27 protein-coding genes are annotated in these 26,158 nt (G+C 40.1%); 21 read left to right on the plus strand and 6 right to left on the minus strand.

All coding sequences use genetic code 11. The features are described from left to right. Window positions 1–13 precede the first annotated feature (13 nt). The 9 genes from IGJ45_RS07450 (at window position 14) to IGJ45_RS07490 (ending at window position 6,439) form a co-directional block, all read left to right on the plus strand. A complete protein-coding gene (locus tag IGJ45_RS07450; protein ID WP_225585947.1) occupies window positions 14–481 on the plus strand; it encodes a MarR family winged helix-turn-helix transcriptional regulator in 468 nt (155 codons plus the stop codon). Continuing rightward, entirely contained in the window at window positions 468–1,007 is a 540-nt protein-coding gene (locus tag IGJ45_RS07455) for a flavodoxin domain-containing protein (RefSeq protein ID WP_409531287.1), read from the plus strand. Before IGJ45_RS07450 ends, IGJ45_RS07455 begins: the two co-directional genes overlap by 14 nt. 408 nt (window positions 1,008–1,415) lie before the next feature. Next, window positions 1,416–2,240: a prenyltransferase gene (locus IGJ45_RS07460; protein ID WP_219645500.1), complete on the plus strand. Its 825-nt coding sequence runs from the start codon at window positions 1,416–1,418 to the stop codon at window positions 2,238–2,240. Between the two features lie 36 nt (window positions 2,241–2,276). Then, on the plus strand, window positions 2,277–2,759 hold the full coding sequence (locus tag IGJ45_RS07465) for a GNAT family N-acetyltransferase (RefSeq protein ID WP_113849782.1): 483 nt from the start codon (window positions 2,277–2,279) through the stop codon (window positions 2,757–2,759). Window positions 2,760–2,907: 148 nt separating this feature from the next. Then, window positions 2,908–3,447 carry a DUF1697 domain-containing protein gene (locus IGJ45_RS07470; protein ID WP_113849781.1) on the plus strand — a complete coding sequence of 180 codons (540 nt, stop codon included), beginning with the start codon at window positions 2,908–2,910 and terminating at the stop codon, window positions 3,445–3,447. Between the two features lie 242 nt (window positions 3,448–3,689). After that, window positions 3,690–4,682: a serine hydrolase domain-containing protein gene (locus IGJ45_RS07475; protein WP_409531289.1), complete on the plus strand. Its 993-nt coding sequence runs from the start codon at window positions 3,690–3,692 to the stop codon at window positions 4,680–4,682. Between the two features lie 135 nt (window positions 4,683–4,817). Then, entirely contained in the window at window positions 4,818–5,240 is a 423-nt protein-coding gene (locus IGJ45_RS07480) for an SRPBCC family protein (protein ID WP_438768664.1), read from the plus strand. Window positions 5,241–5,355: 115 nt separating this feature from the next. Continuing rightward, window positions 5,356–5,856 carry a GNAT family N-acetyltransferase gene (locus IGJ45_RS07485; protein WP_003127245.1) on the plus strand — a complete coding sequence of 167 codons (501 nt, stop codon included), beginning with the start codon at window positions 5,356–5,358 and terminating at the stop codon, window positions 5,854–5,856. Between the two features lie 79 nt (window positions 5,857–5,935). Further along, entirely contained in the window at window positions 5,936–6,439 is a 504-nt protein-coding gene (locus tag IGJ45_RS07490) for a GNAT family N-acetyltransferase (protein ID WP_228073945.1), read from the plus strand. A gap of 165 nt (window positions 6,440–6,604) precedes the next feature. Here the strand turns inward: IGJ45_RS07490 and IGJ45_RS07495 are convergent, their stop codons facing one another. Next, window positions 6,605–7,135 carry a hypothetical protein gene (locus IGJ45_RS07495; protein WP_138371808.1) on the minus strand — a complete coding sequence of 177 codons (531 nt, stop codon included), beginning with the start codon at window positions 7,133–7,135 and terminating at the stop codon, window positions 6,605–6,607. Between the two features lie 139 nt (window positions 7,136–7,274). Between IGJ45_RS07495 and IGJ45_RS07500 the strand changes: the two genes are divergently transcribed. The 10 genes from IGJ45_RS07500 (at window position 7,275) to IGJ45_RS07545 (ending at window position 18,479) form a co-directional block, all read left to right on the plus strand. Beyond that, window positions 7,275–9,758: a vitamin B12-dependent ribonucleotide reductase gene (locus IGJ45_RS07500; protein ID WP_409532004.1), complete on the plus strand. Its 2,484-nt coding sequence runs from the start codon at window positions 7,275–7,277 to the stop codon at window positions 9,756–9,758. A 121-nt stretch (window positions 9,759–9,879) separates the two neighbouring features. Continuing rightward, the gene (locus IGJ45_RS07505) at window positions 9,880–10,299 is read left to right on the plus strand and encodes a DUF4430 domain-containing protein (RefSeq protein WP_409531291.1); all 420 of its coding nucleotides are present in this window, start codon (window positions 9,880–9,882) and stop codon (window positions 10,297–10,299) included. 226 nt (window positions 10,300–10,525) lie between these two features. Then, complete coding sequence (locus IGJ45_RS07510) at window positions 10,526–12,451, plus strand: heavy metal translocating P-type ATPase (RefSeq protein ID WP_409531292.1); 1,926 nt, start codon at window positions 10,526–10,528, stop codon at window positions 12,449–12,451. A 25-nt stretch (window positions 12,452–12,476) separates the two neighbouring features. After that, the gene (locus IGJ45_RS07515) at window positions 12,477–12,704 is read left to right on the plus strand and encodes a heavy-metal-associated domain-containing protein (protein ID WP_060814852.1); all 228 of its coding nucleotides are present in this window, start codon (window positions 12,477–12,479) and stop codon (window positions 12,702–12,704) included. 497 nt (window positions 12,705–13,201) lie between these two features. Then, window positions 13,202–13,861 carry a Crp/Fnr family transcriptional regulator gene (locus tag IGJ45_RS07520; RefSeq protein ID WP_103300072.1) on the plus strand — a complete coding sequence of 220 codons (660 nt, stop codon included), beginning with the start codon at window positions 13,202–13,204 and terminating at the stop codon, window positions 13,859–13,861. A 227-nt stretch (window positions 13,862–14,088) separates the two neighbouring features. Continuing rightward, window positions 14,089–14,217 (plus strand): hypothetical protein, encoded by a 129-nt coding sequence (locus IGJ45_RS07525; protein WP_257152403.1) that lies wholly within the window; start codon window positions 14,089–14,091, stop codon window positions 14,215–14,217. 171 nt (window positions 14,218–14,388) lie between these two features. Further along, window positions 14,389–14,982, plus strand: coding sequence for a uracil-DNA glycosylase family protein (locus IGJ45_RS07530; protein ID WP_103300073.1), 594 nt, complete (start codon window positions 14,389–14,391; stop codon window positions 14,980–14,982). Between the two features lie 351 nt (window positions 14,983–15,333). Next, window positions 15,334–16,803 (plus strand): ribosomal protection-like ABC-F family protein, encoded by a 1,470-nt coding sequence (gene abc-f / locus IGJ45_RS07535; RefSeq protein ID WP_409531293.1) that lies wholly within the window; start codon window positions 15,334–15,336, stop codon window positions 16,801–16,803. Between the two features lie 385 nt (window positions 16,804–17,188). After that, window positions 17,189–18,019 (plus strand): class I SAM-dependent methyltransferase, encoded by an 831-nt coding sequence (locus IGJ45_RS07540; RefSeq protein ID WP_409531294.1) that lies wholly within the window; start codon window positions 17,189–17,191, stop codon window positions 18,017–18,019. Window positions 18,020–18,221: 202 nt separating this feature from the next. Next, on the plus strand, window positions 18,222–18,479 hold the full coding sequence (locus tag IGJ45_RS07545) for a TfoX/Sxy family DNA transformation protein (RefSeq protein WP_409531295.1): 258 nt from the start codon (window positions 18,222–18,224) through the stop codon (window positions 18,477–18,479). Window positions 18,480–18,629: 150 nt separating this feature from the next. On the opposite strand, the gene spxB is transcribed toward IGJ45_RS07545, so the two are convergent. The 4 genes from spxB to IGJ45_RS07565 form a co-directional block, all read right to left on the minus strand. Continuing rightward, window positions 18,630–20,357, minus strand: a complete 1,728-nt coding sequence (spxB, locus tag IGJ45_RS07550) for a pyruvate oxidase (protein WP_409531314.1) — start codon at window positions 20,355–20,357, stop codon at window positions 18,630–18,632. A 255-nt stretch (window positions 20,358–20,612) separates the two neighbouring features. Continuing rightward, window positions 20,613–21,305 carry an N-acetylmannosamine-6-phosphate 2-epimerase gene (locus IGJ45_RS07555; RefSeq protein WP_029486887.1) on the minus strand — a complete coding sequence of 231 codons (693 nt, stop codon included), beginning with the start codon at window positions 21,303–21,305 and terminating at the stop codon, window positions 20,613–20,615. Between the two features lie 365 nt (window positions 21,306–21,670). Next, window positions 21,671–21,874: a hypothetical protein gene (locus tag IGJ45_RS07560; RefSeq protein ID WP_409532002.1), complete on the minus strand. Its 204-nt coding sequence runs from the start codon at window positions 21,872–21,874 to the stop codon at window positions 21,671–21,673. A 225-nt stretch (window positions 21,875–22,099) separates the two neighbouring features. Continuing rightward, the gene (locus IGJ45_RS07565; protein ID WP_409531296.1) at window positions 22,100–22,567 is read right to left on the minus strand and encodes a MerR family transcriptional regulator; all 468 of its coding nucleotides are present in this window, start codon (window positions 22,565–22,567) and stop codon (window positions 22,100–22,102) included. A 136-nt stretch (window positions 22,568–22,703) separates the two neighbouring features. Between IGJ45_RS07565 and IGJ45_RS07570 the strand changes: the two genes are divergently transcribed. Both IGJ45_RS07570 and IGJ45_RS07575 read left to right on the plus strand, forming a co-directional pair. Next, a complete protein-coding gene (locus tag IGJ45_RS07570; protein ID WP_060815128.1) occupies window positions 22,704–24,182 on the plus strand; it encodes an MDR family MFS transporter in 1,479 nt (492 codons plus the stop codon). Further along, window positions 24,179–24,889, plus strand: a complete 711-nt coding sequence (locus IGJ45_RS07575) for a DUF4811 domain-containing protein (RefSeq protein ID WP_409531297.1) — start codon at window positions 24,179–24,181, stop codon at window positions 24,887–24,889. The genes IGJ45_RS07570 and IGJ45_RS07575 overlap by 4 nt, the downstream gene beginning before the upstream one ends. A 104-nt stretch (window positions 24,890–24,993) precedes the next feature. On the opposite strand, the gene IGJ45_RS07580 is transcribed toward IGJ45_RS07575, so the two are convergent. Beyond that, window positions 24,994–26,145, minus strand: coding sequence for a pyridoxal phosphate-dependent aminotransferase (locus tag IGJ45_RS07580; protein ID WP_409531298.1), 1,152 nt, complete (start codon window positions 26,143–26,145; stop codon window positions 24,994–24,996). Between the last annotated feature and the right edge of the window lie 13 nt (window positions 26,146–26,158).

Below are 26,158 nucleotides of genomic sequence, written 5' to 3' on the forward strand. Positions count from 1 at the left end.
AAGGGAAATGCTGATGAAGGCCCCAGAAAATCCTAGACATCTATTATTTGGCGGAACATTTATCCTAGCGAACAAGCTCCAATTTGCAGGAGACAAATCTGTCACTGGATTAACCACGAAACAATGGTTTTTACTAATGAATCTTAGAGAACTTTCTAAAGTGAGTGTACCTAGCGTCAATGAATTAGCGAGTACGATGAATACAACAAGACAAAATATTGCCAAGATGCTCGACACAATGGAAAAAGAAGGACTTGTATCAGTTAATCAAAGTGCCCAGGATAAGCGGGTCAAAGAAGTTTTCGTGACAAAAAAAGGACAACAGTTGGCAAAACAAAGTGAAAAAGAAAGTCAAGATTTTCGAGATAAAGTTTTTACAGGAATAACAGACAATGAATTGGCAATTGCTTCTCAAGTCACACTAAAGATGATAGAGAATCTGGAACGCATAATCAAGGAGATGGATCATGATGAAGGATAACTTAGCGGTTGTATACTTTTCTAAACATGGGATGACAGAAAAATATGCCAGATGGATTGCAGAAGAGTTGAACGCAGCACTTATCGACGGGAAAAAAGTCAAAGACGTAGAATTGCGTAAATATTCATTTGTCATTTTTGGCGGTCCTATTTATGCTGGGAAAATCACTGGTGTTGATTTACTGAAACGAAACCTTTTCGATCATCTGGTTGTATTTACAGTTGGTCTGAGCGATCCCGTCGGTACGGATTATGCTGATTTAGATAAGAGTCTTCAAAAATTAAAAAGCATTCCCGAAGGTATTTTTCATTTTCGAGGCGGAATCGATTATACACAATTAAGCATGGCAAATAAACTGCTGTTAAAAGTGATAATAAACTCGTTAAAAAAAGTACCTGATGCTGAACTTACTTCGGAAAACAAAGCATTGATCGAAACATATGGACAGACGGTCGATTTTAGTGATAGAACCGCTATTGAACCGTTGGTAACTTATGTAAGAAAGTTAGTTGAGAAGGAAAGTTAAACCGATAAAGTCATACACTTAATGAGGTGGATGATTCATCTTACATGTGGATTGAATGGATTGTTAAAGACGTCTCTGCAAAAGAGTCGTCTTTTTGTTTTCAAAGGCAAACCAATTTAATCAAAATTGGTAACTTCTGAAGTAGATGATTGATTCATTCTCCATTTTACTTTCAAACAGGGAAATAGTAAACTTGAGGAAAATCAATGCGATAGTTTTTCACTCACCGTTCAAGACATTCGGTTGAAAAAATGACAAAAATCCTGCAAAACGAATGCTTATCGGGTTTTATTCGAACAGGATTGACCAGAGAAACAAGGAGAGTTGCTAGAGACGTGCTACTAAGTTTTTTTACAGGAAATCCAGTTTATATTTGCTTGCAGTCTAATTTAGGCAGAGGAGAAGTCTATGGATAAACTTTATTTGGAAGACATAGAAGAGATTATCGCACATCGATACGACAATGGCGCCGATTACTGGACGACTGAGGACCGAAAATTATTGAAAGGGGCTCCGTTTACCACGTTAGAAAGTCCGATGTACTTACTTGAACTGGGAGTGTCTCCCCAGGATGCGATCCTAACAGAAACAGCGGAGCTGATTTTCAGCACTTGGAGAGAAGATGGTCGTTTCAAAACTTCCCCATCTGGTGGGCTGTATCCTTGCCATACGGCGTTAGCCCTAAGGAACCTTTGTGTTCTCGGTTATGCGGAAGATCAACGGCTTCTTAAGACCTTCGACTATTTTATTTCCACACAGCAAGAAGATGGGGGTTGGAAATGCAACAAGTATAGCTTTGGTCGAGGACCTGAAACGGAGTATTCTACACCGATGACGACTTTAACGGTATTAGATGCTTTTCGCTATAGTCCATTCGCAAAGAATCAAGCGGTTATCCATCCTGCGATCGAGTTTCTGTTGACGCATTGGAGACTGAAAAAGCCAATCAGTCCTTGTCATTATGGCATTGGCACGCTGTTTATGCAGACGGAATATCCTTTTAGGGGATATAATCTCTTTTATTATCTGTATGTTTTGTCCTTTTACCCTTATGCGAAACGAGATGAGCGCTTTTTGGAAGCGTTACACCAATTTGAAACAAAATTAGTAGAGGGCAAAGTCATTGTAGAACGTGTTGTGCCGAAGTTAGGAAAGATGAATTTTTGTAAAAAGGGACAGGCCAGTCAATTAGCAACGAAACGTTATCAAGAAATATTAACCAACTTAGCATAGCATTTTTGGCAATTCAGCAGAACAGGAGGCAAGAAAATGACAGAAACTTGTTTGACACTTCGTCCATTGACCAATGAGATCGAACTAGTCGATCGCTGGTTAAGAAAAGAGTATATCAAGAAATGGCTTGGTTCGGCAGAAGATTGGTTGACGGAAATCAGAAATGAAACAGGAGAATTTGATTATATCCATCATTTTATCGTCCTTCTTGATGATAAGCCCATCGGATTCTGCCAATATTACGTGTGTGAAAAGACCGTTAAAGGGTACCCATGGGAACATGAGCCGGCTGGAACATTTGGCATTGATTATTTCATTGGGGAAGAGACGTATCTCAAAAAAGGATTTGGAAATATGCTGATCAAAGCACTCGTCATCCATATCATGAGCCATGAACAGGCTCGTCGAATCATTGCAGATCCAGTGCCAGAAAATCAAGTTTCAATCGCTGTGTTGGAAAAAAACGGCTTTGAATTGGATGAAGGAACTGGGCTTTATTTCAAAGATCTTTCAGAATGAATGTTGAAAAGCAAGGCAGTTACGAAAACTATGCTTTTTATCTAGAAGTAAATAGGTGTGTTGAAGTGGACTAGAGACGAAAAGAACTTTTCTTTAAAAGTGTTCTTGGTGCAGAAACGAAAGTGAACCTGGTAAAGGAGTCAGAAGAATGGATCGATATGTTGCTTTATTAAGGGGAATCAATGTCGGCGGGAAAAATAAGTTGAGTATGTCTGAATTAAAAGAAGAATTAAAGAAAGACGAATTTACAGATGTTGTCACTTATCTAAACAGCGGCAATGTTATCTTTTCCAGTAACAGAGAGGACCCACAGATTTTAGCCAATAAAATGAGAACAAGGATCAAGCTCGGCTTTGAGTTAGACATTCCCATTCATGTGGTTTTACAAGCCGAACTAAAAGAATTATTAGCAAATGCTCCTGAATGGTGGGGAGATGAGAACAAAGAAATTTATGACAACGTCATATTTATGATGAAGCCATTGTCTTTTGAAGTTTTACTGACTGAGATTGGTGAACCAAAAGCGGACTTTGAAAGAGTGTATCCTTATAAAGACATTGTCTTTTGGTCCTTTATTCGCAAAGAACATCAAAAAACAAATTGGTGGGCAAAGACCGCAAAGCCAAAGGTAAAGGATCAACTGACCATCCGAACAGCCAATACTGTAAGAAAAATTGTTGACATGTGATCAAAGAAAGTCCTGTCAATTATTGGCTGATTCCGCTCTTAAACTCATTGTGAAAGGTTTAGGTAGTGTTCTCTAATTACTGGGTTTCATTGGTCATAAATTGACTTTGAGTGTCGCTTTTTTCAAAGCATGGAAGAAATCAATTGAATGCAAAACTATTCTGAAAATTTTAATTCTCCGAAGAAGGAGCCTTGTAATCTATTTTTAATGGATTTATGCTTATTCTTGAAAGGAGAATGATGATGAAAAAAGCAGAATTGCATGAGTTGATTACGAGTACCCAGCCAAATATTTGTCAAATTGTTGCTTACAAGAACCACGAAGAAGTCTATTCAGATGAATGGAATCATTATCAGAGAAATGATACTTGCCATGTGATGTCGGCGACAAAAAGCGTAGTATCGTTGTTGATCGGAATCGCCATCGATCAGGGAAAAATTTATAGTATTGAAGATAAAGTCCTTGATTATTTTCCTGATTATAGCGTGAAACGAGGAGAAAAAACGATCTATGACGTGACCATCAAACACTTACTCACCATGCAGGCACCTTATAAAGGAAAAGGAGATCCTTGGACAAAAGTCTGTACTAGCCAAGATTGGACGAAAGCTTCTTTAGACTTTTTGGGTGGAAGAAAAGGGTTGACGAATCAATTTGATTATCGAACAGTTTGTCTGCATATTTTGACTGGTTTATTATGCCAAGCAACAAAAATGACCACGGTTGATTTTGCAAACAGCTATTTATTTGAACCCATCGGCGTTAGTCGACATCACAATTACCATGCCGAAACAGCAGCAGAACACAAGCAGTTCACTATCGGAAAAGAGCCAAAGGAGCCGGTTTGGTTTTGTGATCCATTGGGTGTTGGTACAGCTGGTTATGGTTTGTGCTTGTCAGCCAGCGATATGGCGAAAATTGGCGAACTCTGCTTGAACCAAGGCCGACACAAAGGAAAACAAATTGTCTCTGCTGAATGGATCGCAGAAATGAGTACACCAACGCAGCCAGCTCTAATCCAATTTCAGCAGATGCACTATGGGTATTTATGGTGGATACTAGACCCAAAGCAGAATGTCTATTCAGCTATTGGCAATAGCGGCAATGTCATTTACGTTGATTCGAAAAACAAACTGGTTATTGCTGTAACCGCCTATTTCAAACCTACGGTCCTTGATCGGGTCGACTTTGTAGAAACGTATGTGAAGCCATTTGTCCTGTCAGAAATAGTCTGAGCCCTTCACTTATTGAAGGGACGAATGGAAAGGAGCGGCGACTGCGTTCCATGAGAATCTTCTTAAAAGAACGTTGAACGAATGAGCATTTCTTGGACAGATACCAACACAAATTAATGATAACGGAGGAACTCTATGGTCAAGGCAACGATTCGTGCCAGTATTGATCAGGATATCCAAAAGATCTGGCAAATTGTCACCAATCTTCAGGACTATTCCTGGCGAAGTGATTTAAGTAAAATTGAGGTGATCAAAGAAAGGCAGTTTATCGAATACACAAAAAGCGGGTATCCCACAACATTTACGATTATCGACAAAGAGCCTTTCACGTTGTATTCATTTACGATGGAAAACACAAATATGCGAGGGCGTTGGCAAGGAAAATTCACCAAATCAGGTGCTCAGACAGATATGATCTTTACGGAAGAGGTAACGCTGAAGAAGTTTTATTTGAAACCATTTGCTAAAAGATATTTGAAGAAGCAACAGGAGAAATATCTCGCAGATTTGACAGCGATCCTAAAAAGAGAGAAAGAAGTTACGGAAAAATCCCATTGAAATGTATTTCGTTGCTGGCTGCCAACCGCAGCAGACTGCATCACATCAAGCATAGAACAGACAAGAAAATGACTTGAGACAATCACAAAAGAAAAAGTTTTAAAGGAGTTGACCAATGTTTACTTTCGAGAGAGTGACTGACGCAAATGAACAGGAAGCTGTTTCCATCTATTTAAATAATCAGCCGTATTTTTCTTTAACGGATGATGTGGCTTCCTTGCAGTTATTAAAACAAGATATGGTAGATAAGCCTGAATCAGTAAAGAAAGAAAATAAACGCTTTTTTTTAGTTAGAAAGGATACAAAGCCGGTGGCGATCCTTGACTACTTAGTTGACTATCCAGAAGAGCAAACCGCTTATATTGGATTATTGCTGATCAATGAAAAGAGGCAAGGACACGGGAAAGCAATCGTTCATAAATTAGAAGAAATTCTTCTTTCTGAAGGGATGACGAAACTAGCCTTGGCCGTTTTATTGAATAATCAACCAGCGGGTAAATTTTGGCGATCGTTAGGTTTTCGGCCCACTAAAGAAACCATTGCTCAAATGAATCAAAAGAAAGTCAAGGTTCTTTCTTACGAAAAAATTTTTGTTCACCCAAGATCAAGGAACTAGCGAGTCTATTTTCAATAAGCAAAACGTCAGTTGACTCTCTACTTGAGATAAGGGTCAAGATGCAATGAGGAGGGGTATCATGTATTTTTGCACACCACGTTGTTTTATCCGTGATTTTAGGATCGAAGATATCCCAACAGTTATGACCTATAGAAATGATTTAGAGTGGATGAAGTACCAAGGTTTCAAAAACATGGAAAAAGCTGCGTATATCAAAGAATTGCTGCATACAAAAAGTTTTTCTGAAGGCAAAAATTTAGCAGTTGTGCACACTTTAGATGAACGGCTGATCGGTGATATCTATTTAAAAAATGAAGCAGATTTTTTCTGGATCGGTTACACGATCCATCCTCATGAGTCTCAAAAAGGATACGGCTCAGAAGTGATTCAAGCGACGATACAGTGGCTGTTTGATCAAGGTGTTCAATCAGTAAAAGCAGAGGTAGCGCCTGGAAATCTAGCTTCGATAAAACTTTTAGAAAAACTGAATTTTTCGTTAGTCAAAACGGAAGAAGACGCACTCTATCAGTTGCATCGCCTTGACTACCCACAACAGAAAAATAGGATAAAACAGGAACAGTGAATCAGAAAGTTCTCTTCAAACAATAAAAATCTTTTTACCTTGTTAAGAAGCCTAGGCTAACTTGGTAAAAAGATTTTTTTTGACGAATCCGCTTCACGTTTCTTTGACAAAAGAGTTGGTAAGTGCTCCTAATTTGGTGATGGTTCGAGCAAAGATTACGCTTTTCTATTTTCTCCATTTATTTAATGCGGGCATCATTCGCTCAAATACGGGGAATAAGATCAAATAAAACAGGAAGTTTCCGCTAGCATGAAACAAATCAAATACGAAGCCTTGAAGATAATAGGCTGTAAAAGAAGGAAACTGATAAAGCCAAACTTCCATCATAGAAACGATCAAACCGTATAGAATACCACAAATGAACGCTAGAAGTGCTTGGGTTAAGCGGCTTTGCTTTATGAGAGATATTTTTCCTCCCAGATGAAAAAAAGTAATCATAGCAGCCAGTGCTACAAATTGGCTGATCGTCCAAGGCCCCATCCCTAAGTAGATATTTGTACCAAGCAAACTCAATAAAGCAACGATCAAAGCATCAGACAAACTGCCTGCCAGGGCTAATAAAAATAAAATAGCACTCATGGGCTGAACGTTGGGGATCCAGACAAAAAATAAGCGTCCAACGATACAAGACGCAGTAAGGAGTGCTAATAGAGAAATTTTTTGAACGGAAAATATATGGCTATGAGGCTGGAACATCGAAATCGCCGTCTTTCTAATTGATAATTGTTCTCATTATACATGAAAAAAAATAAATTTCAAGATTGAAAAACACATTATGTAGTGTGATAATGAATTCCGGACACAATATGTTGAGTATGGGAAGGTGGCACAAAAAATGAATTACAGTAAACAAACGATAAGCAAGCTAAACGAGGACATTCATATGTTCCCAGAAGTCTCAGCAATCACTACTGAGATGACGAACACATTTGAAGGAATTTCTCGCTTGATCATGCTCGATCGCTATTCTTTCAAGGATCAAAACCACCAAACATTAGATAAGGGTGATTTGGTTATTTTAACCACAAAAGAAGATCCTCAATATCCTGCTCGAGGCATCGGATGGGTAAAGTCTATTGATGACGACATGGTCTCCATAGAGGTTGAAGAAGAGTATCGCTCAGCTATAGAAAATACTGCTGAACAAGTTAGTGGTCTTGTCAAACGACGGAAAAATGAGATCGAAAAACCACTGGAACTTTATTTCGAACAAATCGCTCGCCGAGTCGCTAGAGGGATTTCCGATAAAGAGTTAGAGCAGGAGTTGTTTCTTGAGCAGTTTTATCAGCAGATTGCCGAACAAAATCTGATTCCGGCAGGTCGAGTCCTTTATGGCGCTGGTACTAAGTCTCAAGTTACCTATTTCAATTGCTTTGTGATGCCTTTCATTCACGACTCTCGTAAAGGAATCGCTGTACACAGACAAGAAGTGATGGAGATTATGAGTCGGGGCGGAGGAGTTGGTACTAATGGTTCAACTTTACGGCCAAAAGCTTGTGTGGTCCATGGTGTCAGCGGGCGATCCTCTGGTGCCGTCTCTTGGTTGAATGACTTAGCCAATTTGACGAATCTGGTCGAGCAAGGGGGAAGTCGTCGCGGCGCACAGATGATCATGATGGCTGACTGGCATCCAGACATTTTGGCGTTCATTATTTCTAAAATCCAGAATCCTGCAGTATTGCTGCAGTTAAACAAAACATTGAAAAATGACACCATCAAACAGTTAATCAATGAAAAACTTCATTTTGATCCTTTGTCAAAAATGGAAGAAAAAATGTATACCCATATTGCTCAGCTTCCAGAATCATCAGATACCGAGCAAAATGAAATGATCAAGACAGCAAAAGAAAAGCTACGGCATGGAGGAAGTTATACGGTTAAAAACAGCGACTTCTTGACTGGAGCGAATATTTCTGTTTGTTTGACAGAAGAATTCATGGATGCAGTAAAGAAAGACGATTGGTATGCGCTGCGTTTCCCAGATATCGATAATTATTCCGAAGAAGAAATGGCGGAATACGATGCAAAGTGGGCAGAAGTCGGAGATGTACGAGAATGGGAAGCCGCCGGTCATAAAGTAAAAACCTATCAAAGGATCAGGGCTCGTGAATTGTGGAATTTGATCACTTTTTGTGCCACGTACTCAGCTGAACCCGGTATCTTCTTTATCGATAATGCCAATAAAATGACCAATGCTACAGCCTATGGGCAAAAAGTGGTTGCGACGAATCCTTGTGGTGAACAGCCGTTAACACCTTATGCTGTATGTAATCTAGCAGCAGTCAATTTGGCAAACATGGCCGATCATCAAACGGGGACAGTTGATTTTGCTAAATTAAGAGAAACGGTTAAAACCGCGGTTCGTTTTCAAGATAATGTCATTGATGCGACCCCTTACTTCTTTGATAAAAATGAGCGCCAAGCGAAAGGTGAAAGACGTGTTGGACTTGGCATCATGGGCTTAGCCGATCTACTGATCTATTGTGAGAAAACTTATGGTTCAGCAGAAGGCAATCAATTAGTCGATCAGATTTTTGAGACGATTGCTATCACCGCCTATGAAGCCTCCATTGATTTAGCAAAAGAAAAGGGCAGTTTTCCATTTTTGATTGGGAAAGATGATCAAGAGACACAAGCATTACGAGAGAAGTTTATTGACACAGGGTATATGAAAAAAATGCCAGCCCATATTCGTGAAGGGGTGATGCAATTTGGGATTCGCAACTCACATCTTTTGACTGTCGCACCAACAGGATCGACGGGAACGATGACCGGTGTGTCAACAGGATTAGAGCCTTACTACTCCTTCTCCTATTTTAGAAGTGGCAGATTAGGCAAATTTATTGAGATCAATGCAGCAATCGTTGAAGAATATCTTGCGAATCATCCGGAACAAGACAAAGATCAGCTGCCAGACTTCTTCATTTCAGCAATGGAACTGTCCCCAGAAGAACATGTTGGTGTTCAATGTACGATTCAACGCTGGGTGGATAGTTCGATTTCAAAAACTGTCAATGCACCGAAAGGGTATTCTGTAAGTCAGGTGGCGAAAGTCTATATGGATCTCTACGATGGTGGTGCCAAAGGCGGTACTGTATACGTGGATGGCAGTCGTGACTCACAAGTATTGACTTTGGAAGCAATCGACAATGAAATGAACACTCAAGTAGACCCAGCAGAAGATCAATTTACCACCCAAACGAATGAACCAGTGATTTCTGGTGACATTTGTCCCATCTGTCATGAAGGAACAATAGAAGAAATTGGCGGTTGTAGTACATGTACCAATTGTAAAATTCAATTGAAATGTGGTCTGTAAAAATAGATCATTAGTGATTGAAGAGATAAGGGATATACCTGTGTTTCAGTAAATATTTAGTATGTTTTTCGATGGATAAAAGAGTAGATTTTAATGACGTATGTCGGGAAGGAATAAATAAATGAAAAAATTGTTAGTCGTAATCGTGTTGTTAGGCGGATTATTTGTCACTAGTGGCTGTCAAGGAAACACGCGTACAACTTCAGAAAATACCCAAAATGCACAAAGTGTAGAAAGCACAGAACGTTCTTTTGATCAGAAACAATTAACAGCTACGATTGTTATCACGAATAAAGGTGAGGAAGTCACCTCAAAAGAAGTTGCTTTTCAAGAAAATAAATCACTACTGAAAGTAATGAAAGAAAACTTTACGATTGAAGAAAAAGATGGCTTTATCACTTCGATCGATGGAATGAGTCAAGATCAACAGAACAATGTATTTTGGGTCTATACAGTCAATAATGAAATGAGTGATAAAGGTGCCCAAGAGCTGTTTTTGAAAAAAGCTGATACGATCACTTTTATTTTACAAGCATTCTAACTCACCCTTTAAGAGGTGTAACATATGTTTTCAACCGAGGCCCCCCAATAAGGACTAGGATCCAGCAGGTCTCTTTGGCTTGCACGATGTATCGTGCCTTTCAGTATCCTCGAGTTGCTACTTATGTTGCAGCTCTTTTTTTCTTGATACAAATCAATTTGTTTTTCGCTCCTTTTCGTTAAACTAGCGCTGAATCATCCCTACAAACAAAAAAGGAGTGGAGACATTGAAGATCCAAAAAAAGATACAAGCAAACCAAGTGTTGCTGACAATAATCAGCGGTTGTCTGATCGTCACTGCATTTGGTGGGAAATATTTATTGCAGCAGCAGGTACTCTATGAGAGTTGCTTGTTTATTGCTTCTGTTATTGGTGGTCTTCCCATTGCTATCCAAGCTTATCAAGCGGCAAAAGTGAAAGTCCTTAGTATTGACTTATTAGTGACTGTGGCAGTGCTGGGCGCCCTTTTTATTGGGGAATACAATGAATCAGCTATTGTGACCTTTCTTTTTTTGTTTGGTCATGTTCTTGAACAAAAAACGTTAGCCCATACGCGATCAGCAATTCAATCTCTCATCAATATGTCGCCGGCAAAAGCCTGGAAATATATCCCCTCAGCGAATGAAGACGCCGTTGAAAAGACGGCAGAAGTAGCAATTGAAGAAGTCAAAGTGGGGGATCGCTTGCTGGTGAAAGCAGGTGCTCAAGTGCCAGTGGATGGCATGATTGTTGAAGGATCGGGCTACTTAAAAGAAGCAGCAGTGACGGGAGAAGCTGAACTTGTTAGAAAAGCAGTAGGCGCAATGGTTTTTGCAGGAACGATTCTCGAAAACGGTACATTAAAAATCCAAGCTCAAAAAGTTGGAGAAGAGACGACATTTGGTAAAATCATTGAACTCGTTGAAGAGGCACAAGATAGCAAATCAGCTGCCGAACGTTTGATTGACCGTTTTGCCACCTATTATACACCTCTGATTTTGGTGCTGGCTGTTCTCATAGGCTTGATTACTAAAGAGATTCGTCTAGCGATCACGCTACTGGTGCTAGGATGCCCCGGAGCGCTTATTATCGGTGTTCCGGTCGCCAATGTTGCGGGGATCGGGAATGGTGCCAAGAATGGAGTACTGATTAAAGGCAGCGAAGTCATGGCTACTTTCAGCCGTGTCGATACGATTGTTTTTGATAAAACAGGGACATTGACTGAAGGCAAGCCAAGTGTGACTGCCGCAAAGATTTTTACCGATAAAGACGATTTAGCCTTAACGGCAGCCGTAGAAGCAGAATCCGATCATCCATTAGGTCAAGCGATTCTTCAGTATGCAAGAACTGTCGGGGAAAGTTGGGAAGCAGTCCATGTGGAGCAGACGAAGATCCATAAGGGACGCGGTGTACAGGCGGTTGCAAATGGCCATGATGTGTTGATCGGTAACAGACAATTTATGATTGAACAAGGGATCGAGCTATCGATGGAGGTACAACGGCAGGAAGATGAATTACGAGGACAGGGTCATTCAATCGTTTTAGTAGCGTGTGATCAGCAATTGACTCAATTATTTGGTATCAAAGATGCGATTCGTTCAAAGGCATCAGAAACGATTCATGCACTGAGAAAAAGCGGCATAAAACGGCTGATCATGCTGACGGGAGACCATCAACACACCGCAAATTTGATTGGTCACACGTTAGGGTTAACAGAGATTCATGGTGAGCTTTTACCTGAAGAAAAAGCGGACTTTATTCGACATTTACAGAAAAAAGGGGAGATAGTTGCTTTTGTGGGAGATGGCATCAATGATAGTCCTTCAATTGCACTTGCTGATATTGGGATTGCGATGGGCAATGGGACAGATGTGGCAGTCGAAACCTCTGATATTGTATTGATTCAATCACGGATCGAGCAACTAAATTATGCCTATCAACTAACGAAAAGAACCGTCAGAAAGATGAAAGAAAACATTCTGATTGCGTTAGGAACTGTTTTATTCTTGTTAGTAGGTTTGGTCTTTGGCTTCATCTATATGGCCAGCGGGATGTTTTTCCATGAGTTAAGTATTTTGCTTGTTGTCTTGAACGCGATGCGCTTGCTGGCGAAACCAAATAAGTCAAAACTTGATACAAATCAATTATTAGTGACACAAGAAGAATTAAAATAAGACTATCAATAAAGGAGGAATAGTCATGAAATCAATTATTCAATTACAAACCTTAACTTGTCCATCTTGTATGCAAAAAATCGAACAAGGGTTGAGTCGCCAGTCTGGTGTAACAAAAGTGAATGTTCTGTTCAATGCCAGTAAAGTAAAAGTAGAATTTCAACCAGAAATCATCACTCCGCAAGAAATCCAACAAGTGATCGAAACGCTAGGTTATGTCGTTGAAGGGATTCAACTAAAAGAGTTGGCTTGATATTACTTGAAACAAAGGAATGAAGCCGAAGGAAGTTAATAGGAAAGGGATAATGGATCTTTTCTATTACTATCGTTAATTATTTTTTCGTGTATAGATTTAGCCGTTAGACGATCACGGGATTAATGGCTTATTTCAAAGCAGTCGGGTAGGCTTCAACAAGGAGATTTAGTCTCAACAGTATTGATGAAGAAGGAATCCTTGAATGGGTGCATCAAGTAGTAAACTTCCAGAAATTTATGTCAACACTAGTGCTAATTGGTGGGTGTACGATGCTCAAAAAAAGTGGTACATTAAAAAAGAAACGTCGCGTGTTAACATGCATGGCTGTTGAGCAATCGCAGCTGTTGTTGCTGTTTGAGACATTCCATAAAAGAAGTTCGGCAGGACTGAGTTTTTGAGTTTTCTAAAGAAGTTTCTGCGTGATTGCAAGGCCATTGATTCCTTGGATAGGACAATTTTGCGGGGAAACTGGTAACGAATAGGAGAGGATTTCCATGGCAAAGGATCATATGTGTGTTTCATTAGTGCCATTGTTCAATCATTTAGATGAAACGGATCAACGAGTGATTCACATGCTGGTCACACATCACATTAAGGAAAAAGGGGAACTGATATTTACCCCAACCAGTGCTGATCAGTTAGTGATCGTTGCTCGTGGAAGCTTGAAGGTCTATCAGCTTTCCGCTAATGGCAAAGAGCAAGTCCTGCGTGTCATTGAACCCGGTGGCTATGAGGGAGAGAAACAACTATTTGGTGTTCGAAACGAACTATTGTTTGGAGAAGCGTTGGAGAAAACAGAAGTTTGTGTTCTCAAACAGCGAGATTTTACGCAGCTGTTGCTGGATTACCCTCAGCTAAGTTTGAAATTATTAGAAATAAATGCGCAAAAAATGCTAAAAGTCGAGCAGCAAGCACGCTTTCTGATGATGGAAAAAGTTGATGAACGATTAGCAACTTATCTACTAGATCTAGCAAAAGTTGCCGAATCAGATCAAGTTGTGCTGCCTATGAAAATGAAGGAGCTGGCGTTGTTTTTAGGAACCACACCCGAAACTCTTTCAAGAAAATTAAAACGCTTTGAAGAGAAACAATGGATCCGCCGCAATAAGCGAACGGTGTGGCTGCTTGACCAAGATCAGTTAGCAGATCTTTAAAGAAAGAGACATTTATTCAAAAGCAGCTTTACCATCCGTTTCCCGCGAAGGGGACCTCACATCTGCCAATAAATCAGTGCAAACCTTCTGAATTTCAGTAGATTGTGCAATCAACGATTGACAAACGGTCAAAATCCAAGTAGATTTAATCAGGATGCTAAATTCTTTTATCAAAGTGATTTGTTTTATCAGATAAGAGAGGGTCTGGGGAAAATGAGGTGGAAATAGTGAACCAAAAAGAAAAAATGCTTGAACTGATCAAAAAGAAACAAGGTGGTGGCCGTTCGAAACAAATGGACACACCAAAAAATGATCGCAAGAATATGCGTAAAGGACCAAAGATTTTCAATAAGTAATAAATGAGCGCGACTCATTGAGTATAACTGCGTAAGGAAATCCTCCTTACGCAGTTTTTTGTCTCTTTTAGAGAGGGGTACCGACTGATTTTCTCAACACAAAGTACTCCTCGACTTCGCCGCTTTCCTTTTGTATGATTAAGGAAAAGAGAATAGGAACGGAGTGAGAAAATGAATGTGAAAGAGGCATTGATGGCTGGAGCAGAAAAAAGTATTTTTTTGAATGATATTGAAGTCGATCCGAAAACCATTAAAGCAGTATTGATCAATGAAGTCGTTCCCCTAGATCCAACAGATGATTTTTATGGGGCAACAGATGGCGCTTATCTTTCTACGACGTTGCCGTTGTTTCAACAAGCTGGGATCTATGTAGATTCTGCCCATGACTTATTGGATTTAGGGATTTATTTGACCAATGCGATCAAAACGCCAAAACACACGACGACAATTGAAACACAAACTATCACTGAAAATCTACCGCTATTAGAAAAAGAGTTGTCGTTATTTCCAAATATTGAAGTGATTATGCTAATGGGGGATGTCGCCAAAAAAGCCTTCAATCAAATCGCCAAAAAGCAGCAAAAAAAGAATGCGATTCCCTCCGTTGCAACTTATAAAATACGCCAGACTGAAATCTACTATGGAAAGATCCGCTTATTGCCTTCTTATATTATGACAGGGAAGAATGTATTGATCGAAAAATCTAAAGTCACGATGGCAGCCGAGGATATCGCGAAAATGTATCAAGTGATTACGAAGGAATGATTTGATTAGCAGACGATCCCATGAGCTCGCAGGATGATAGATCTTCCGCTGAAATTATAGGACACACTGGTGTAAGGGACTTCCAGCGAACTCATGCGAACCTTTCTGTACAAGTATTTTCGGATCTGCTATACTTAAGGAAATCATTTACTGAAGGAGGAAAAGTCATGACAGCGGCAATGAAATTGTGGATCGATCTTTTGAATCGTTAATTTAATACTATTCAAAAGTCTAGGTGATCGCGATTTCAAGGGATGAGTGTCTACTTTTCCAATTATTTATGAAGGGATAGCGCCAGGCTATGCCTTTTTTGTGTTTTCCTTTTTCCTAGATGAGAGAGGGAGATCATTCATGGAAACATTAACAGTCCAATTCAAACAGATCAAAAAACAATATGGCGCTAAAGAAGTCTTGTCAATTGAGGCGTTATCCGCCTATCATGGAGAACGAATCGGGATCATTGGTAGAAATGGTGAAGGAAAGTCAACACTGTTAAAATTAATTACTGGAGAAATCCAGCCTGATAGTGGCACGATTCAGACAACCACGACCTTTAATTATTTTGCCCAAATTGGAGGGATCGAGGATTCTTACGATTTTTCATCCGTTGACTGGGAAATCATGAGCCGCTTTTCGTTACCAAAACATTCAATGGATAGCTGGAGCGGTGGGGAAGCCGCAAAGTCACGATTGGTTCGAACACTATCGAACTATGAAATGGGTCTTTTGTTGGATGAACCTACCACCCATCTGGATCAGAAAAGTATTTCATTGCTTATTGAGGAGTTGAGGCATTACTATGGTACATTGCTTTTTGTCAGTCATGATCGGTTTTTCTTGAACCAATTAGCAACGAAAATTTGGGAAATTGATCAGGGGTGTGTACGGGAATATCACGGAAACTTTGATGCGTATAAACAGCAAAAGGAAATGGAATTACTGCATCAAAAACATGCGCTTGAAAGTCACTTGAAAGAAAAGAAGCGCTTGGAAGCGGCGATTGAAAGTAAACTTCAGCAAGCTGAAAAGATTAGTAAAGTCTCTAAAAAAATGCAGCAGAAAAATAGTCGTCCTGATCGATTGGCATCATCCAAACAAAAGGATACAATTCAAAAGAATCTTCATAAAACAGCAAAGGCAATGAAAAGCCGTTTGGATCATTTAGGTGAGCATCATTCATTGACTGAGCCGAGACAAATTATTTTTCCAGCACCAAAAGGCATAGAAATTCATAATCCTTATCCGATAAAAGGAGACAACGTTTCAATTCAATATGAAAAGAGAGTTTTGTTTGATGATTGTGATTTTCAATTTGGATTAGGAAAGCGTATCGCGATTGTAGGTGCAAATGGTTGTGGAAAAACGACTTTATTGAATCATATTTTAAATGGTGGTAAAGGAATTGTCTTATCTCCTAAGGTAGTTTTTGCTAGTTACCAACAATTGTCCTATAAAATGACTGAATCGGAATCAATTCTTGTTTATTTAATGAAACAAACCGATTATTCTGAATCATTTGTCAGAAGTATTTTGCATAACCTTGGTTTTTGTCAAACAGAAATTTTAAAGCCCGTAAAAAATTTGAGCGGAGGAGAAGCGACACGAGTTCAAATTGCGCTGCTTTTTGTTAAACCAGCAAATGTTCTCATTTTGGATGAACCAACTAATTTTATTGATCTTCCTACGATTGAAGCCCTGGAAAAACTAATGAGGGATTATCTTGGAACAGTTATATTTACTTCTCATGATCAATTATTTGTTGATCAAGTTGCTAATGAGGTCTATCAAGTCGTTGATCAAAAACTTAAAAAAATCACTTAAACGTATGGCCATTTTCTTAATCGCATATGCTCGTAACGTTGAACGCAAAATCGTGAAAAGGTTTGCTGCAACTGCTTTAATGTGGTAAAGTATAGTCATAATTGAATGAACAGGTGATGAAGTTCGGCATAGCTGATAGTACACAATCAGTGCTATAGGTATGACTGGAAAAGAGTAAATAAAATCAATTGAACAGGCTAAAAATAACCGCTTTTGTAAGTTTATTTAAGTTGCCTAGCTATTGATTTTATCTTACTCTAACTTCTCTTTTCAAGGAAGCGATGGGTAACCATCGCTTTTTTTTATTCTTTTATAGTAATCACGCAAAAGGAGGACTAAAGAAAACTATTCAGTTACACAAATAATCAATCAAAGGAGCAGAAAAATGCGAAACAAAATGAAAGACTTCATTAAACAGCCAAAAATCTATCAACAAACCGATACCCCATTCTGGACAGATGACTATATTTCTCAGAAAATGCTAGAAAATCATTTGGATCCGAGTATAGATGGGGCCAGTCGAAATCGGTCCTTTATCAAAAAATCTGCTAGCTGGATCTGTCAAAAAGTTCCACCAGCAGATTATCCAACCCTTCTTGATCTAGGGTGTGGACCAGGGCTCTATTCAGAATTGTTTGCTGAATCTGGCTATCAAGTAACAGGGGTAGATTTCTCAAAGCGGTCGATCGACTATGCAAAAGAGTCTGCACGAAAAAAACAGTTGCCTATTTCCTACCTAAAACAAGACTACCTTGAGATGGAATTGACAGAAACTTTTGATTTGATCGTGATGATCTATTGCGACTTTGGTGCATTATCTGCAAACGATCGACATCTGCTGGCAGCAAACATTTATCGCTGGTTGAAGCCTGGCGGAAAATTCTTGCTAGATGTCTTTAGTGCAACGAAATATGATCAGACTGTAGTGCAGCAATCATGGGACTACTCAGAAGGAGCTGGCTTTTGGAGCGAGAACTCCTATCTTGCATTGAATAAGACCAGTAAATATCCCAACTTTGTCTGGCTAGATCAAACAATGGTGATCACTCAAGAGGATCAGATAACTTACAATGTGTGGACTAGTTGTTTTACAGAGCACTCATTGGCTGCCGAACTGGCTGGGGTTGGATTTAAAGAGTATCAGCTTTATAGCAACGTTTGTGGCGAAAGCTATACGAAAGAGAGTGAAACAATTGCGATGTTGCTAAAGAAGTAAACGGTAGGGTTACATTTTAGGGGACAATTCGCTAAAATGAAGAGGAGGGATAAAATGAAAAAAGTCTTATTGTTTCTGATGAAGCTTCCTTTTTCTGCCCATCAAATTAATGCAGATTTGTGAAGGAATATAGGGTAACAATCAAACAAGATTTGTGCAATAAATATAAAACTGCAGAAACATCGTTGAGAGGAGGCGTATCATGGAAGAATTACAAAAAATACCGAATGTAGGAAAGGTTCTTGCCGAACACTTGCATGCGATTGGCATCGATTCGGTGGAGAAAATGAAGTCTGCAACAGCAGAAACCATTTTTATGCGTATTCGTACCCAACGGGATCCCGGGGCTTGTCTACACATGCTCTATGGGATTGAGGGAGCAATACAAGGAATTCCTAAAACGCAGATTTCAGCTGCAAGTAAGCAAGAATTGCGAACGTTTTTCCAGACTGTTTCTTGATTGATTTGCAAAGGGAGTCAAACCAATCAGATTTGTGATCTAAAACACAAAAAAGAAGGACCAAACAATGCCTGACAACTTCCGTGAAAAACATTGGAAGTGTCTGATTGATTGTTCGGTCTTTTTTGTTTTTTAGGGCATAGCTTTATGCTAATTACCTTTAAGCAGTTCTCTCAAAGTAGGCATTTCTTGGACTTGGTATTTTTCTTTAAAGGCGGCGATTTCAGCTGCCGAAAATTTTTCTGGATCCAATTTCAATTCCTCTACAGGAAGTGGACGAGCATTTTCGATCTTGATATCAATAACTACAGGGCCGTTGCTGGTTTTTGCTGCATCAAAAGCAGGTGTTAGGTCTTCGTAACGAGTAATAGTATATCCTTTTGCACCAAGTGCTTCCCCAACTTTCCCAAAGTCTGCGCCTTCTAGAAAGACTCCAAATTTCTTTTGTTCGGTATCCTCTTGTTCTGCTTCAATAAATCCAAAAGAATCATTAGAGAAGACGATATTGATGATTGGTAATTGGTATTTGACTTGGGTCAAAATATCCTGCATTTGCATGGCGAAACCGCCATCCCCACTCAATGTAAAGACTTGGCGATCGGGGAAACTCAATTGGCCGGCAATTCCTCCTGGAACACCGTTCCCCATCGTAGCGAACCAGCCAGAAGTGGTAAAACGCTGTTCTCCTGTCATTTCTAAATGTCGAATACTGTTGATCGTCACATTTCCGACATCACTGACGAAAATCGCATTCGGCTCGGCAATGCGGTTAATTTCTTTGAAGATCGGTTCTGGACGAAGAGGAGCTTGTTGATTGGTGTCAAAGTGATGGCGCCAAGCATGCCAGCGAACAATGTTTTCTTGATTTGCTGCCAGCCATTGGTCTGCTGGTCGCTCGGTTCCTAGGGTGACCCATTGATTCAACGCAGTGATCCCATCGCCTAACACCGAGACATCTGTGTTGTGCCGACGTCCAAATTTCGAGGAGTCAATGTCAACTTGAACAAAATTGGCTTTCGGATTAAAGAAACGACGACCAAATGGAAAATCGCTCCCCACGAAGACAATCAGATCCGCTTCGGCTAGTGCTTCGTTCGCAGGTTTTGTGGCAACTCTTCCGGCAAAGCCAAGAAAATTCTTATACATATCAGGAACGATTCCTTTCGCCAAAACAGAAGCCGCAACTGGCATTGAAAAGAACTCGGAAAATTCTTTGATCGCTGGAAATCCGCCGAATACCCCTTGTCCAATATAAAGAACGGGTTTTTTTGCTTGTTCAAAATAGGGGAGGGCAGCTTTTAAGTCTGCTTCATTAGGTAGGATCACCCCAGTTTTATGGTTTTTGGCTGTGGCGATCTCTTGGGCTTCAATCTCTTTAAAGCCAAAATCAACGGGAATCGTCACGACAGCGACGCCCCGAAATTTATAGGCAGCCTTGATAGCTTCATCTACCACGTGTGGTAGACTTTCAGGGGACATGACCGTTCGATTGTAGATGCTGACATCCGCAAACATCGGATTTTCATTCATTTCTTGGAAATCATTGTAATTCATTGAACTTGATGCCACTTGACCGAGTAATGCTACTACGGGCACATTATCCATTTGAGCATCATACAATCCATTGATTAGGTGGGTAGCTCCAGGGCCTGCTGAACCAAAGACAGCTCCGACTTTACCAGTTAGTTTGGCATCAGCAGCGGCGGCGAGAGCACCTGCTTCTTCATGGCGAACTTGGATATAGCGAACGGATTCGCGTTCTTGGTATAGTGCATCCATTGTGGAATTAAATGAACCGCCGGGAATGCCATAAATGTGATCGATCCCCCAAGCCTCAAAGACTTTTACCATGGCGACACCTGCATTGATTTTTGTCATTTTCTTCACTCACTTTCTCCTCTTTCTTTCAGTATAAAGTATTCTAAAAAAGACAACAAAAAATGTGACTCGACTCACAAGGGAAACTCCCGGTTATCAGCAATCAAATTCAACAGAGGAAAAATAGTACAAAGAATAGAAAACCTGCAAAAAAAGATGCACCTGTGTCAGATGCATCTAAAATCAGGGTACCCTTATTCAGTCATCAGAGGCTTGTTCGCTAAAAGCCCTAGAAGTATGCGATTCTTTATGAAACTAGTTGGATAATTCTGCGATAAAGCGAGCCGCGATTTCTTTGGGGCGGGTAATCGCACCGCCTACAACGATACCTGCAACCCCTAGACGCTGAACTTGTTTGGCTTGTTCAGGAGAATGAATTCTTCCTTCAGCGATGACGGGCAACTGTTCAGCGACAAGTTGTTGGATCAGTTCGAGGTCGGGTCCATCTGTTGGCTCACGGTCTTTGGTATAACCCGCTAATGTTGTGCCAACAAAATCGACCCCAGCTTGGTAAGCATTGCGGCCTTCTTCAAAAGTCGCAATATCTGCCATCAGCAGCTGGTCAGGATACTTTTCTTTGATTTTTTTGATAAATGCATTGATGGTTAGACCATCGTGCCTTTTTCGCAAAGTACAATCCAGCGCAATGACTTCGACACCGGTTGCAACTAATTCATCTACTTCGCGCATCGTAGCAGTGATGAACGGTTCTTCAGGTAGGTAGTCTCTTTTTATGATACCGATGATTGGCAAGGACACTTTTTCTTTGATTTGCTGGATGTCTCGTACAGAGTTGGCACGAATTCCGACCGCACCTGCTTCTTGAGCTGCCACCGCAAAAAGAGGGATCACGCCACCTTCTTCGGTATAAAAGGGTTCCCCTGGCAGAGCTTGACAAGAAACGATCAAGCCACCAGATATTGCTTGTAAAAATTCTGTTTTGTTCATGGATACAGACTCCTTTTCTCGATTTGGTAGCTAGCGCTACGAATGCTACTAAGTTGATTTTGTCAATTTTTCAATTAAGTCAGCTATTCAAAGCGGCTTCTACCTTTGACTTCTTCAAAGGGACTATAGCATGGAAAAATGGCTTTTGTAAATGATTTCTCTCGGAAGCAGTCAAATGGACAATGACTGCGAGGGCTGTGAAGATCCTTCTCGTTTTACTGAAAACCGCCGCTCAATCTCAAAAGGAACACTTCAAGCAAGAAACAAAATAAGTTTAGGGCTTTTTCTCATCAAAAAAGCTTTCCCAGAATTCAGATTCTGCACTGAGACAGAAATGTTTCTGGAAAAGCGATCTTTCGTTGCAATTATTTTGTAGCGGCCCGTTTGAACACAGGAATCTCATTGTTCGAGCCATAATCATTCATAGTGATTCCTTTTAAGTGAGTCATATCTTCTTCTGAAATTGCAAAAGACACATCAGCGTTGTTCTTCATATGTTCAATGGATGCTGTTTTCGGTAAAGGAAGGAGATCTAATTGGAGGCAATAGCGAATCGCTAGCTGTGGCACTGATACATGATATTTTTTTAGCCAAAGAACGAAAGGGGCCCGCAAACATTTACTAGTCGAAGAATGAGAAAATTTGCGGCAACGTTTTGAGGAACTAAAAGGGACCTTGAATCGTTTAGATAACAAAATCAAGTACTATGACGAGCAATGGCAAGAGTAAGGATTGCTGCATTCCCGAAAGACGAAGGGCGTGCAGCAGTCCTTTTTTAACTATTGTTTGTTTTCTCAGAGATTACGATATTTATCAATGTCCAATGGCTGGTTTTCCGGTAATAATTCGTAGTCAAGCTGATTCGATTCATCATCATGGATAATGTGCAGCAATTGGTTTGATTCCTTGATGGGTCCTAGGCTGATAATAGTAAATCGGTCATTGATTACTTCCAAATTCTGGAGTGCCCCTGTAAAAACTTTACGTATATGGTGCGCAGTTTTTATTTTTTCCTCTGCTTTTTCTACCGCTTTTGTTAAAGTAAAGCCTTCATCAAGGAAACGTTTGATCAACTCAACTTTGATCACCGTGGGCAGTCGATATTTACGTGGCGCATTTTCTTCTTGAGGAACGGATTGGATAAGGCCTTTTTGTTCCCAGTAACGCAATTGACGCGGAGAGATTTCACACATTCGGCTAAGCTCGCTGATCCCTACCAGCAAATTGTCATTTTCTAATAATTTACGAAAGGTTTGAGACATGCTTTCTCCATTCTTGTAAAGGTATTTGTTTATATTGTAACTTGTTTTACTTTTGTGTCAAGTAGGTTGACAAATAAGTGAGAAAGTTTTAAAGTGTATAGTGCTGTTGAAAAATTTTGTGAAAAGAGTGTGAAATATGACAAATAATCGTCCTTTAGATATATACGGTAAACCGTACAATCGTTCTTTATTGGTTGTCGTTTTGCTGATCGGTACGTTTTGTACAGTATTGAATCAAACATTACTGACGACTGCCTTTCCAACCTTGATGAATGCCTTCGATATTACGGCTTCTGATGTTCAATGGTTGACGACCGGATTCTTGCTTGTTAATGGGATCATGATTCCAATTACCGCTTGGCTGATTAATAAATTCAATTCGAAAAATTTGTATTTAACTGCCATGACGATTTTCTTGATTGGTACAATTGCTTGTTTTGCAGCACCTAATTTTTCGATCTTACTATTAGGTCGTTTGATTCAAGCTGCCGGTGTTGGTATCTCCATGCCGTTGTTGCAAAATATCATGTTATCGATCTTTCCGCCAGAAAAACGCGGTTCTGCAATGGGAATGTCGGGGATCGTTATTGGGTTGGCACCAGCTTTAGGCCCAACACTATCCGGCTGGATCATTGACCACTATACTTGGCGCTATTTGTTTGGAATGGTCATTCCAATCGTTATTTTAGTATTGATCTTAGCTGTCTTCTTGATGAAGAGTGTTATCGAGCTGTCTCATCCGAAAATTGATATTTTTTCTGCCATTCTTTCAACCATCGGTTTCGGAACATTGTTGTATGGTTTTTCCAGTGTCGGAGACAAGGGCTGGGGAAGCGTGGAGGTCATTAGTTTCTTAGTAGTTGGGGTCTTGTTTATCGCCTTTTTTGCTTGGCGACAATTGCACATCGAGCATCCATTTTTGGAATTACGCGTCTTTTCATCGAAAACATTCACATTAGCGGCCATTCTTTCAGGTGTGACCAATATGGCCATGGTGGGCGCAGAAATGGTCTTGCCTTTATATATCCAAAATATTCGGGGAGAATCTGCCTTTCATTCTGGTTTGATGCTTTTACCTGGGGCATTGGTAATGGGGGCGATGATGCCGATCACTGGGGCAATTTTTGATAAGTATGGGGCAAAGCGTTTAGCTATTACCGGTATGTTCATTTTGACTGCTGCAACATTGCCTTTTGCCTTTTTAACAAAAGACACACCGATCTTGCATATCGTCATTCTTTATGCGATTCGTATGTTTGGGATTTCCATGGTTATGATGCCAGTTACTACTTCTGGTATGAATGCTTTGCCAGGAAACTTGATCAGTCATGGTACAGCAGTTAATAATACTTTCCGTCAAGTTGCCAGCTCAATTGGAACGGCGATTTTGATCAGTGTCTTATCAAATGTAACCAAAGGAAATCTTCCAAGTGATGGCTTGTTGAAGGCAACACCGCTTGCTTACAAAGAAAAAGCGATCGAAGCAACGCTTTCTGGTTATCATGCTGCTTTTTATGTCGCTGTTGTTTTTGGCTTTTTAGGCTTTTTGATTGCCTTTGCATTGAAGAAAAAAGAGCCTCAGTTGACTGTTCTTAAAGGAGGTGACGGCAAATGATGTTAGTGATTGTCGTCATCAGTGTAATTGCCTTTGCGTTATTAAATGTTTTTGCCAAAAATAAGGACCAAACTGTTATTTCACTTCTCTTTGGTTTGGTTTTTGTCTTAAGTTTAACAGCAATGATGGCCAATCTATCCGCACATTTTGGGATGGAAAAAACCACCACAACGACTACACAGCCGTTAGTTTCAAGCAGTGACAATGATCAGTTGCCAATGCTGTTGTATCAACCTTTGGGTGATGGAACTGAGAAAATCTATTTGTACCGCACAGATGAGTCGCAAAAGAAACCAAAACAAACAAGAATGGACCATGTGACGAATCATGTCGTCGAAGATGCCAAATCGGCACAAAAAGAAACGAAAACGACCCGTTGGACGTATAAAAATGATTTTTATCGTTTCTTGTTTGGAATAGCTGGGAATGATGAAGAGTTTATTCGTGAAAAGAATACGTTCTCTCTTCCAGATTCTTGGACTCTCTTAACTGTTGATCAAGCGAAAAAACTAGCCAGTCTTGTTGAAAACCAACAAGAAGCGATGAAAACAGAAGCACAAACTTTTGTTCAAGAGAAGATGCAAGCCGCTTTGATGGCTGACCCAACAATGGATGCGGCGGAACAAAAAGCAAAAATCAGTCAATTCACTGCAGAATATCAAAAAGAAGCAATAGCAAAACTGATTCAAGAAGCGAAAAAAGAATAAAAAAATCCCTCTGCTCCAAGAGAGTGAATCACTCCCAAAAGTTAGCTTTTATGGCTATTGGCGAATGGTTCAATCACTCTAGTTGCAGAGGGATTTTTTGTTGATTAAAAAGTGAACTGCTCAATGCGATCAAAGGCTTCTCTTAGCATTGGCATTGATTGCGTAGCAGCTAAACGGACATAATGATCACCAGTCGTCTCACCAAAAGCTTTACCGGGAATCATTAGCACGCTGGTATCTTTTAAAAGTTTTTCAACGAAAGTAACAGAATCCAAGCCAGTTTTTTCTATGTTGATGAAGGCATACATACTTCCTTTGACAGGAGACAAAGAAAGAAAAGGAATAGTAGCGACTCGTTGCTGAATGTAACTTAGCCGTTTTTTGAAGGTTTCCACGACTGCTGGAACAAGTTCGTCGTAGTGATTCAACGCATAGATTCCCGCTCGTTGTGAGGGGGTAGGAGCAGAATAAGCAATACTTTCATTAATCAACTTGGCTGTCTGATTGATGGATAAAGGAGCGATCATGTAACCAATCCGCCAGCCAGTCATAGCAAAAGCTTTTGAAAAACTGCTAAAAGTAATCGTCCGTTCAGGCGCAAAAGTGGCCATAGGAACAAACTCTTCCATAAAACAAAAGGCTTCGTACACTTCATCTGACAAGATCAACAAATCATTTTCTTCGGCAACTTCAGCAATTGCTTTAAAAGTTGTCGGCGAAAAGACAGCACCAGTGGGATTGTTGGGAGAATTAATGATAATGGCTTTTGTTTTGTCGGTAATCGCTGCTTTTAATACATCAATAGCGATCTGAAAACCATCTTTTTCAAAGGTAGGGATGAAAACTGGGCTTCCGCCAGCCATTTCAACTTGCTGCTTATAAGGAGAAAAGTAAGGCTCATGGATAATTACTTCATCTCCAGGATCCAAGATCGCGCACAAAGCAAGATACATGCCATGTAACGCACCAACTGAGGCCCGTACTTGATCGTTGGAGAAAGTCAATCCATAATGGTTCTGATAAAAATCGACAACAGCTTGAATAAAATCGGCACTGCCATCAGAAGCCGTGTATTTTGTATGTCCATTTTTGACGTCCGTAAAAGCGGCAGCAATGATCGACTGATCAGTAATCAAATCAGGATCGCCGATGGACAGATCTATCAAATTTGGTGTTTTCTTGGCAATCGTTGCAATGTCCATTAGTAGATTTTCTTCGGGTGTTTGAAATCGTTGTGCAATCATCGACTGTTTCATAGGTTCATCTCCA

Source organism: Enterococcus sp. DIV0574 (assembly GCF_051711125.1).
Taxonomy (GTDB): Bacteria; Bacillota; Bacilli; order Lactobacillales; family Enterococcaceae; genus Enterococcus_D; species Enterococcus_D gallinarum.

Coding starts and splice junctions, on each gene's coding strand:
- IGJ45_RS07450 (WP_225585947.1), top strand. CDS start 14: ATGAAGGCCCCAGAAAATCCTAGACATCTATTATTTGGCGGAACATTT.
- IGJ45_RS07575 (WP_409531297.1), top strand. CDS start 24,179: ATGATGTTAGTGATTGTCGTCATCAGTGTAATTGCCTTTGCGTTATTA.
- IGJ45_RS07545 (WP_409531295.1), top strand. CDS start 18,222: ATGGAAGAATTACAAAAAATACCGAATGTAGGAAAGGTTCTTGCCGAA.
- IGJ45_RS07555 (WP_029486887.1), bottom strand. CDS start 21,305: ATGAACAAAACAGAATTTTTACAAGCAATATCTGGTGGCTTGATCGTT.
- IGJ45_RS07570 (WP_060815128.1), top strand. CDS start 22,704: ATGACAAATAATCGTCCTTTAGATATATACGGTAAACCGTACAATCGT.
- IGJ45_RS07485 (WP_003127245.1), top strand. CDS start 5,356: ATGTTTACTTTCGAGAGAGTGACTGACGCAAATGAACAGGAAGCTGTT.
- IGJ45_RS07480 (WP_438768664.1), top strand. CDS start 4,818: ATGGTCAAGGCAACGATTCGTGCCAGTATTGATCAGGATATCCAAAAG.
- spxB (WP_409531314.1), bottom strand. CDS start 20,357: ATGACAAAAATCAATGCAGGTGTCGCCATGGTAAAAGTCTTTGAGGCT.
- IGJ45_RS07520 (WP_103300072.1), top strand. CDS start 13,202: ATGGCAAAGGATCATATGTGTGTTTCATTAGTGCCATTGTTCAATCAT.
- IGJ45_RS07515 (WP_060814852.1), top strand. CDS start 12,477: ATGAAATCAATTATTCAATTACAAACCTTAACTTGTCCATCTTGTATG.
- IGJ45_RS07500 (WP_409532004.1), top strand. CDS start 7,275: ATGAATTACAGTAAACAAACGATAAGCAAGCTAAACGAGGACATTCAT.
- IGJ45_RS07465 (WP_113849782.1), top strand. CDS start 2,277: ATGACAGAAACTTGTTTGACACTTCGTCCATTGACCAATGAGATCGAA.
- IGJ45_RS07490 (WP_228073945.1), top strand. CDS start 5,936: ATGTATTTTTGCACACCACGTTGTTTTATCCGTGATTTTAGGATCGAA.
- IGJ45_RS07530 (WP_103300073.1), top strand. CDS start 14,389: ATGAATGTGAAAGAGGCATTGATGGCTGGAGCAGAAAAAAGTATTTTT.
- IGJ45_RS07475 (WP_409531289.1), top strand. CDS start 3,690: ATGAAAAAAGCAGAATTGCATGAGTTGATTACGAGTACCCAGCCAAAT.
- IGJ45_RS07495 (WP_138371808.1), bottom strand. CDS start 7,135: ATGTTCCAGCCTCATAGCCATATATTTTCCGTTCAAAAAATTTCTCTA.
- IGJ45_RS07460 (WP_219645500.1), top strand. CDS start 1,416: ATGGATAAACTTTATTTGGAAGACATAGAAGAGATTATCGCACATCGA.
- IGJ45_RS07565 (WP_409531296.1), bottom strand. CDS start 22,567: ATGTCTCAAACCTTTCGTAAATTATTAGAAAATGACAATTTGCTGGTA.
- IGJ45_RS07580 (WP_409531298.1), bottom strand. CDS start 26,145: ATGAAACAGTCGATGATTGCACAACGATTTCAAACACCCGAAGAAAAT.
- IGJ45_RS07470 (WP_113849781.1), top strand. CDS start 2,908: ATGGATCGATATGTTGCTTTATTAAGGGGAATCAATGTCGGCGGGAAA.
- IGJ45_RS07540 (WP_409531294.1), top strand. CDS start 17,189: ATGCGAAACAAAATGAAAGACTTCATTAAACAGCCAAAAATCTATCAA.
- IGJ45_RS07505 (WP_409531291.1), top strand. CDS start 9,880: ATGAAAAAATTGTTAGTCGTAATCGTGTTGTTAGGCGGATTATTTGTC.
- IGJ45_RS07455 (WP_409531287.1), top strand. CDS start 468: ATGATGAAGGATAACTTAGCGGTTGTATACTTTTCTAAACATGGGATG.
- abc-f (WP_409531293.1), top strand. CDS start 15,334: ATGGAAACATTAACAGTCCAATTCAAACAGATCAAAAAACAATATGGC.